This is a genomic window from Streptomyces sp. NPDC059564 (assembly GCF_042735575.1).
In the GTDB taxonomy this organism is placed as follows: Bacteria; Actinomycetota; Actinomycetes; order Streptomycetales; family Streptomycetaceae; genus Streptomyces.
In genome coordinates, this window is the sequence record NZ_JBHWBP010000370.1 from 1 (window position 1) to 7,474 (window position 7,474).

Genomic DNA, 7,474 nt, shown 5'->3' on the forward strand with positions numbered 1-7,474 from the left:
GTTCAGCCCCGCAGTTCCAGCCTCGCCCGGGGGCACCTCCCAGCGGTAGCCGGGGGAGTGTGAGGCGCGGGGTCTGGGGCGGAGCCCCAGGAAGCCCGCCGCAGGCTACCGCCCCCGTTCCTCCACCGCCGCGTTGTACGCCGCCGCCAGCGCCCGCCGAGCCACCCGCTCAACGGGCCGCAAGGCCTCGGCCCGCGCCGCCATCTCCGAGGCGGCCACCGCACCCCCGTGCCCGTTCTCGTACGCCAGCGACACCATCAGGTCCACCCGCTGCGCCAGCGCCAGCACCCGCACCGCCCGCGGCGGATACCCCGGCGCCAGCACCTCACGGCCCGCCTCCGCCCGCGCCCGGTACGCCGACAGCGCCGCGTCCGCGACCGGACCCGACCCCGCCACGTCCAGCCGGGTCAGCGCCACCGTCGCCTCCCGCAGGGCCTCCGCCAGCTCCCGCTCCGCCTCCCCGAGCGAGGGCACGTCCGCCGGCGGGGCCTCCCGCACCGGCAGGCAGTGCCACACCACCGAGACGTGGACGTCACCGGCCGGGCCCGCCTCCGTCACCTCCGGCACCAAGCCCAGCGCCGCGCCCACGCACACCACGGCCTCCTCGGCCTCCAGCGCCCGCGCGTTGAACTCCGGCGGCCCGCTGAGCCCCAGCGGATGCCCCGGCGCCGGAAGCGCCACCCGCAGCCCGCGCACCCCCAGCGCCCGCAGCCGCCCCAGGGCCAGCGTGAGCCCGACCGGCCCCGCTTCCCCCGGCAGCCCGGCCACCCGGTGCACGGCGTCCTCGCCCACGATCGACAACACGGCCTCGTCGGGCGAGACCAGACCGGCCAGCAGAGCGTTCCCCCAGGCGGCCAGCCGCCCTGAACGTGGTTCGAAAAGCATCCCCCTACTTTACGGATCCGCCCCGGGACCCGGCCTGGCGCCCGGACCCCTCCGCGAGTGGCGTAGGTTTTCCCCTGGGGCTGCGCCTGCCGGCGCACAGAGAACCGTGACTGCAAGGGGTGACAACACGCTCATGAGCGATGTTCTGGAGCTGGTGGACGTATCCGTGGTCCGCGAGGGCCGGGCTCTGGTGGACCAGGTCTCCTGGTCGGTGAAGGAGGGGGAGCGCTGGGTGATCCTCGGCCCCAACGGCGCCGGCAAGACCACGCTGCTCAACCTCGCCTCCAGCTACCTCTTCCCCACCAAGGGCTCCGCCACCATCCTCGGCAGCACCCTCGGCAAGCCCGGCGCCGACGTCTTCGAGCTGCGCCCGCGCATCGGCGTCGCCGGCATCGCGCTGGCCGACAAGCTCCCGAAGCGGCAGACCGTCCTGCAGACCGTGCTCACCGCCGCCTACGGCATGACCGCGACCTGGCAGGAGGAGTACGAGGACGTCGACGAGCAGCGCGCCCGCGCCTTCCTCGACCGCCTCGGCATGAGCGACTACCTCGACCGCAAGTTCGGGACCCTCTCCGAGGGCGAGCGCAAGCGCACCCTGATCGCCCGCGCCCTCATGACCGACCCCGAGCTCCTCCTCCTCGACGAGCCCGCCGCCGGCCTGGACCTCGGCGGCCGCGAGGACCTCGTACGCCGCCTCGGCCGCCTCGCCAGCGACCCCATGGCCCCGTCGATGGTCATGGTCACGCACCACGTCGAGGAGATCGCCCCCGGCTTCACCCACGTCCTGATGATCCGCCAGGGCAAGGTCGTCACCGCAGGTCCCATCGACCTGGAGCTGACCTCCCGCAACCTCTCCCTCTGCTTCGGCCTCCCGCTGGTCGTCGACCGCAACGAGCACGACCGCTGGACCGCCCAGGGCCTGCCCCTGCGCTAGTCACGCCCCCTGTCCGGACCGCGCCCGGCCGACCTACCATGACCATGTGGACATCGACGCATGGGTGTGGTGGCTCATCGGCGCGGTCGGACTGGGCATCCCCCTCGTCCTGACCGCGATGCCGGAGTTCGGCATGTTCGCGGTCGGCGCCGTAGCCGCCGCCATCACCGCGGCCCTGGGCGGGGGAGTGGTCGCACAGGTCCTGGTCTTCGTCATCGTGTCGGTCGCGCTGATCGCCGTCGTCCGGCCGATCGCCAACCGCCACCGCGACCAGCGGCCCCAACACCGCAGCGGCATCGACGCGCTGAAGGGCAGATCCGCCGTCGTCCTCGAACGCGTCGACGGCAGCGGCGGCCGCATCAAGCTCGCCGGCGAGATCTGGTCGGCCCGCACCCTCGACGCGGACACCAGCTTCGAACCCGGCCAGTCCGTGGACGTGGTGGAGATCGACGGGGCGACCGCGGTCGTCATGTGACAAGCAGCCTGCTCGCGGGCCCCGGGTCTGCGAGACTCCGTTCAACGGGGCAGCACAGACAGCCGGAAGGGCACGGGGAACCGCATGCAACCGATCATCATCGTCCTGATCATCCTGGTGGTTCTGGTCTTCATCGCCCTGGTCAAGACGATCCAGGTGATCCCGCAGGCCAGCGCAGCCATCGTCGAGCGGTTCGGCCGCTACACCCGCACCCTCAACGCGGGCCTCAACATCGTGGTTCCGTTCATCGACTCGATCCGCAACCGGATCGACCTCCGCGAGCAGGTCGTCCCGTTCCCGCCGCAGCCGGTCATCACCCAGGACAACCTGGTCGTCAACATCGACACCGTCATCTACTACCAGGTGACCGACGCCCGCGCCGCGACGTACGAAGTGGCCAGCTACATCCAGGCCATCGAGCAGCTCACCGTCACCACCCTCCGCAACATCATCGGCGGCATGGACCTGGAGCGCACCCTGACCTCCCGCGAGGAGATCAACGCCGCGCTCCGCGGGGTCCTGGACGAGGCCACCGGCAAGTGGGGCATCCGCGTCAACCGCGTCGAGCTCAAGGCCATCGAGCCGCCGACCTCCATCCAGGACTCGATGGAGAAGCAGATGCGCGCCGACCGCGACAAGCGCGCCGCGATCCTCCAGGCCGAGGGTGTCCGCCAGTCCGAGATCCTGCGCGCCGAGGGCGAGAAGCAGTCCTCCATCCTCCGCGCCGAAGGTGACGCCAAGGCCGCCGCCCTGCGCGCCGAGGGCGAGGCCCAGGCCATCCGTACGGTCTTCGAGTCCATCCACGCCGGCGACGCCGACCAGAAACTCCTCGCCTACCAGTACCTCCAGATGCTCCCGAAGATCGCCGAGGGCGACGCCAACAAGCTCTGGATCGTGCCCAGCGAGATCGGAGACGCGCTCAAGGGCCTCTCGGGCGCCATGGGCAACTTCGGCCCCATGGGCGGCGGTTCGACCGGCTTCAACCCCCAGGGCACCGGCAAGGGCGGCGGCGACGCCGACAAGGGCGCGGACCGCCGCGAACAGCCCCCCATCGACTGACGCGGCCGTCCCCTCGTGCATGATCGGTGAGGCCCCTCGACCTTCATGGCGGGGAGGCGACTCCCTCACGCAAAGGGGATGGCTCCGTCCATGTCCATGTCTCTGTCCATGTCGCTCTGGGAATCACTCGCGGTGTTCGCCGCCGGAATCGGCGCCGGCACGATCAACACCATCGTCGGTTCCGGCACGCTGATCACCTTCCCGGTGCTGCTCGCCACCGGACTGCCCCCGGTCACCGCCAACGTGTCCAACACCCTCGGCCTGGTGCCCGGTTCCCTCAGCGGAGCCTTCGGCTACCGCAAGGAACTCCAGGGCCAGCGCTCCCGCGTCCTGCGCCTCGGCGCGGTCTCCCTCGTCGGCGGCCTCGCGGGCGCCATCCTGCTCGTCACGCTGCCGTCGGACTCCTTCGACACGATCGTGCCCGTCCTCATCGGCCTGGCCCTCGTCCTCGTCATCCTCCAGCCCCGCCTGGCCGCGGCCCTGCGCCGCCGCCAGGAAGCCGCCGGGGCCGACAGCGGCCCCCCGGCGGACGGCGGACCGGCCCTGATGACCGGCATGCTGCTCTCCAGCGCGTACGGGGGCTACTTCGGCGCGGCGCAGGGCGTGCTCTACCTGGGCCTGATGGGCCTGTTCCTCCACGAGGACCTGCAACGCGTCAACGCCGTCAAGAACGTCATCGCCGCCCTCGTCAACGGCATCGCGGCCGTCTTCTTCCTCTTCGTCGCCGAGTTCGACTGGACGGCCGTGGTCCTGATCGCCGTCGGCTCCACCATCGGCGGCCAGATCGGCGCCCGGATAGGCCGACGCCTCCCGCCGACCGTCCTGCGCGCCGTCATCGTGACGGTCGGAATCCTCGCGATCGTCCAGCTCCTGCTCCGCTGAGCGACGTACCCGCGATACGTCGCCCAGCGGACCGGCCCCTCAGGCAGTACGCCCCAGCCACTCGGGCAGGTCCTCCTGCGCGGAGACCCCCAGGGCGAGCAGCATCGCGTCCGCCGGAGACGGCACGAAGGGCTTGCGCAGCAGCGGCATCCCCGCTTCCTCCGGAGTCCGCGCCGCCTTGCGGTGGTTGTCGAAGGCGCAGGAGGCCACCGTGTTCAACCAGGTGTCCCCACCGCCCTGCGCCCGCGGAAGTACGTGGTCCACGGTCGTCGCGCGCTTCCCGCAGTACGCGCACCGGTGTTGGTCCCGGACCAACACCCCCCTCCGTGACCAGGGAGCATGTCTTCGGAAGGGCACCCGGACATACCTGCACAGCCTGATCACGCGCGGCATCGGCAACTCCATGGTGGCCGCACGGACACGCAGCTCGGGATGCGACTGTTCGACCACGGCCTTGTCCTGGAGCACCAGGACCACGGCCCGGTTCAGCGTCACCGTCGACAGCGGCTCGAAGCTCGCATTCAGCACCAGCGTGTCCCGCATCTCGCCCACCTCCCGTGTGCAGGCCCGCGACCACACCGGCTGCAGGGCCCGCAACCACTCTGGCCGCGCGCGCCACGCGGGACAACGCAATAAAAATGCCCGGTCCTGGCCTTCTTTAGACCAGGACCGGGCAAACGCTCGGAGAACGATCAACCCGCCGGCGACTCGTACTCACCGATCAGCTGGGCCCGCCCGAGCGCGTGGAACCGCAGATTGAACCCGACGACGGCCGGAGAGACGTCCGCGCCGGGCCCCAGCTTCTCCTGGTCCACCGCGTACACCGTGAACACGTACCGGTGCCGCTCCCCGGCAGGCGGAGCCGCCCCGCCGAAGTCCCGCGTGCCGTAGTCGTTGCGCACGTGCACCGCCCCGGCGGGCAGCCCCTCGAACTTGCCGCCGCCCGCACCCGCCGGCAGCTCGGTCACCGACACCGGCAGATCGAAGAGCACCCAGTGCCAGAACCCGCTGCCCGTCGGCGCGTCCGGGTCGAAGCACGTCACGGCGAAGCTCTTCGTCCCCTCGGGGAAGCCCTCCCACCGCAGCTGCGGCGATACGTTCCCGCCCGACAGGACCTGGGCGTCACCCAGCTCCGCTCCGGGAGCGAGATCCGCACTGGTCACCGTGAAGGCGTGCACCTCCGGGTGGAAAGCGTGCGGAAGGGGCGCCCTGCTCTGCTCGGCCACTGCTGTACCTCCTGATCGGATGCGCGTACGGGCCCGAGCCTAGAACCAGTTGCGCTGCGAACCGACGGAGGCGATCCACTGGTTCAGGTACGCGGCCCAGTCCGTTCCCTCGTACGACTGCAGACCCACCTGGAAGCAGCGGTAGGTGTCACTGCCCTCGCTGAACAGACCCGGCTTCTTGTCCATCTCCAGGACGACGTCCATCTCCCGCCCGTCCGAGATGAACGTCAGCTCCACCTGGTTCAGCCCCCGGTACTGCGACGGCGGCAGGAACTCGATCTCCTGGTAGAACGGCAGCGTCTGCCGCGTACCGCGGATGTGCCCGCGCTCCATGTCCGCGCTGCGGAACGTGAAGCCCAGCTGCCGGAACGCGTCGAGGACCGCCTGCTGCGCCGGCACCGGGTGCACGTTGATCGGGTCCAGGTCGCCCGCGTCCACCGCGCGCGCGATCTCCAGCTCGGTGCTCACCCCGATGTTCATCCCGCGCAGGTGCTGACCCCCGAAGTGGGTGATCGGCGTCTCCGCCGGGATCTCCAGCCCGAAGGGCACCACGTGCAGCGCGCCGGCCTGCACCTTGAAGGCACCACCGAGACGCTGCTTGGTGAAGACGATGTCCTGCTTGTACTCGTTGTCGCCGCCCTCCACCTCCACGCGCGCCTGCAGCCCGACGGACAGCCCCTCGATCTGCTGCTCCACGGACCCGCCCTGGATGCGGACCTCGCCCTGGACGATCCCGCCGGGCACCACGTTCGGCTCGGTGATGATCGTGTCCACCGAGGCCCCACCGGCACCCAGGCTCGCGAACAGCTTCTTGAACCCCATGCTCAATCTCCCCTGATACGGATCTGAAGGATCGGGCGACGACGCCTACCGCACCGCGCCGCGACTACCCCTTACCAACGCGGAACCTTAGGCCCCGGTTGCACGGGTACCCGTTCCACTACGCTCGACCGGATGAGCGCGCGCCCCGACCGTACGCCCCTGGCCCGGTCCTTCTTCGACCGCCCGGTCCTCACCGTGGCCCCCGACCTGCTGGGCCGCATCCTCGTCCGCCGTACGCCGGACGGCCCCCTGGAACTGCGCATCACCGAGGTGGAGGCGTACGAGGGGGAGGCCGACCCCGGCTCCCACGCCTACCGCGGCCGCACCGCCCGCAACGCCTCGATGTTCGGCCCGCCCGGACACGCGTACGTCTACTTCATCTACGGCATGTGGTTCAGCCTCAACCTGGTGTGCGGCCCGCCCGACCACGCGAGTGGTGTGCTGCTGCGGGCGGGGGAGGTGACGGTGGGCGCCGAGCTGGCCGCCAAACGCCGACTTTCAGCCAGAAACCCCCGTGAACTGGCCAAAGGCCCGGCCCGCCTGGCCACGGCCCTCGACGTGGACCGCTCCCTCGACGGCGCGGACCTCTGCGCCGGCCCGGAATCCCCCCTGTCCCTCCTCACGGGCACCGCCACCCCGCCCGACCTGGTGGGCAACGGCCCCCGCACCGGAGTGGGCGGCGCCGGAGCCGCCCACCCGTACCGCTACTGGATCAGCGGCGACCCCACCGTGAGCCCCTACCGCCCGCACGCGCCACGCCGCCGCTCAACTTGACTCGACTGTGACGGACGCCTAACGTAGCCCGAGCCGCTTGAACGGGTCACTGCCTTCGCAGACCCCCGGAGCGGCCAAACCACTACCTACGACTTACCCCTGGCGGGGTCTTATTCGGCATGCCCGGATTTCCCGCCCATCGGCCCGATTATGAGCCGGAAGGGGAAAGCGCTAACGTAGCGGAGCGCCGAAAGGCATAGACCCTCCAATGGTCACCGAATTCAAATCCAAGCCGGAAACGGGCGCGGAAATGATCTGGTAAGATTGGAATCGCTAGAAAGGGAAAACGCGAAAGCGTTGAACCTCGAAAGCGTCGAGGAAATCGGACACGAAAGAGTCTGATAGAGTCGGAAACGCAAGAACAGAACGAAAGCCCGGAGGAAAGCCCGAGAGGGTGAGTACAAAGGAAGCGTCCGT

9 protein-coding genes are annotated in these 7,474 nt (G+C 70.3%); 5 read left to right on the forward strand and 4 right to left on the reverse strand.

The window, feature by feature from the left end:
• Positions 1 to 105: 105 nt before the first annotated feature.
• Positions 106 to 885, reverse strand: coding sequence for a hypothetical protein (locus ACFV0Q_RS35395; protein ID WP_385011199.1), 780 nt, complete (start codon positions 883 to 885; stop codon positions 106 to 108).
• 133 nt (positions 886 to 1,018) lie between these two features.
• Here ACFV0Q_RS35395 and ACFV0Q_RS35400 point away from each other — a divergent pair, with 133 nt between their 5' ends.
• The 4 genes from ACFV0Q_RS35400 (at position 1,019) to ACFV0Q_RS35415 (ending at position 4,235) form a co-directional block, all read left to right on the forward strand.
• On the forward strand, positions 1,019 to 1,819 hold the full coding sequence (locus tag ACFV0Q_RS35400; protein ID WP_385011201.1) for an ABC transporter ATP-binding protein: 801 nt from the start codon (positions 1,019 to 1,021) through the stop codon (positions 1,817 to 1,819).
• Positions 1,820 to 1,865: 46 nt separating this feature from the next.
• Positions 1,866 to 2,294, forward strand: a complete 429-nt coding sequence (locus ACFV0Q_RS35405; protein WP_385011203.1) for an NfeD family protein — start codon at positions 1,866 to 1,868, stop codon at positions 2,292 to 2,294.
• An 84-nt stretch (positions 2,295 to 2,378) separates the two neighbouring features.
• Positions 2,379 to 3,353 carry an SPFH domain-containing protein gene (locus tag ACFV0Q_RS35410; RefSeq protein ID WP_385011205.1) on the forward strand — a complete coding sequence of 325 codons (975 nt, stop codon included), beginning with the start codon at positions 2,379 to 2,381 and terminating at the stop codon, positions 3,351 to 3,353.
• 108 nt (positions 3,354 to 3,461) lie between these two features.
• Positions 3,462 to 4,235, forward strand: a complete 774-nt coding sequence (locus ACFV0Q_RS35415) for a sulfite exporter TauE/SafE family protein (RefSeq protein WP_385011215.1) — start codon at positions 3,462 to 3,464, stop codon at positions 4,233 to 4,235.
• Positions 4,236 to 4,274: 39 nt separating this feature from the next.
• On the opposite strand, the gene ACFV0Q_RS35420 is transcribed toward ACFV0Q_RS35415, so the two are convergent.
• The 3 genes from ACFV0Q_RS35420 to ACFV0Q_RS35430 all read right to left on the reverse strand — a co-directional run bounded on the left by ACFV0Q_RS35420 (position 4,275) and on the right by ACFV0Q_RS35430 (position 6,283).
• On the reverse strand, positions 4,275 to 4,778 hold the full coding sequence (locus tag ACFV0Q_RS35420) for an HNH endonuclease (RefSeq protein WP_385011207.1): 504 nt from the start codon (positions 4,776 to 4,778) through the stop codon (positions 4,275 to 4,277).
• Positions 4,779 to 4,927: 149 nt separating this feature from the next.
• The gene (locus ACFV0Q_RS35425; protein WP_385011209.1) at positions 4,928 to 5,461 is read right to left on the reverse strand and encodes a YbhB/YbcL family Raf kinase inhibitor-like protein; all 534 of its coding nucleotides are present in this window, start codon (positions 5,459 to 5,461) and stop codon (positions 4,928 to 4,930) included.
• 39 nt (positions 5,462 to 5,500) lie between these two features.
• A complete protein-coding gene (locus tag ACFV0Q_RS35430; protein WP_385011211.1) occupies positions 5,501 to 6,283 on the reverse strand; it encodes a sporulation protein in 783 nt (260 codons plus the stop codon).
• A gap of 132 nt (positions 6,284 to 6,415) precedes the next feature.
• On the opposite strand from ACFV0Q_RS35430, the gene ACFV0Q_RS35435 reads away from it, so the two are divergent.
• Positions 6,416 to 7,057, forward strand: coding sequence for a DNA-3-methyladenine glycosylase (locus ACFV0Q_RS35435; RefSeq protein WP_385011213.1), 642 nt, complete (start codon positions 6,416 to 6,418; stop codon positions 7,055 to 7,057).
• The last annotated feature ends 417 nt before the right edge of the window (positions 7,058 to 7,474 follow it).

What these genes read in the sequence shown, in the direction of transcription:
- ACFV0Q_RS35395 (WP_385011199.1), bottom strand. Translation starts at nt 885, where the DNA reads ATGCTTTTCGAACCACGTTCAGGGCGGCTGGCCGCCTGGGGGAACGCT.
- ACFV0Q_RS35400 (WP_385011201.1), top strand. Translation starts at nt 1,019, where the DNA reads ATGAGCGATGTTCTGGAGCTGGTGGACGTATCCGTGGTCCGCGAGGGC.
- ACFV0Q_RS35410 (WP_385011205.1), top strand. Translation starts at nt 2,379, where the DNA reads ATGCAACCGATCATCATCGTCCTGATCATCCTGGTGGTTCTGGTCTTC.
- ACFV0Q_RS35415 (WP_385011215.1), top strand. Translation starts at nt 3,462, where the DNA reads ATGTCGCTCTGGGAATCACTCGCGGTGTTCGCCGCCGGAATCGGCGCC.
- ACFV0Q_RS35420 (WP_385011207.1), bottom strand. Translation starts at nt 4,778, where the DNA reads ATGCGGGACACGCTGGTGCTGAATGCGAGCTTCGAGCCGCTGTCGACG.
- ACFV0Q_RS35430 (WP_385011211.1), bottom strand. Translation starts at nt 6,283, where the DNA reads ATGGGGTTCAAGAAGCTGTTCGCGAGCCTGGGTGCCGGTGGGGCCTCG.
- ACFV0Q_RS35435 (WP_385011213.1), top strand. Translation starts at nt 6,416, where the DNA reads ATGAGCGCGCGCCCCGACCGTACGCCCCTGGCCCGGTCCTTCTTCGAC.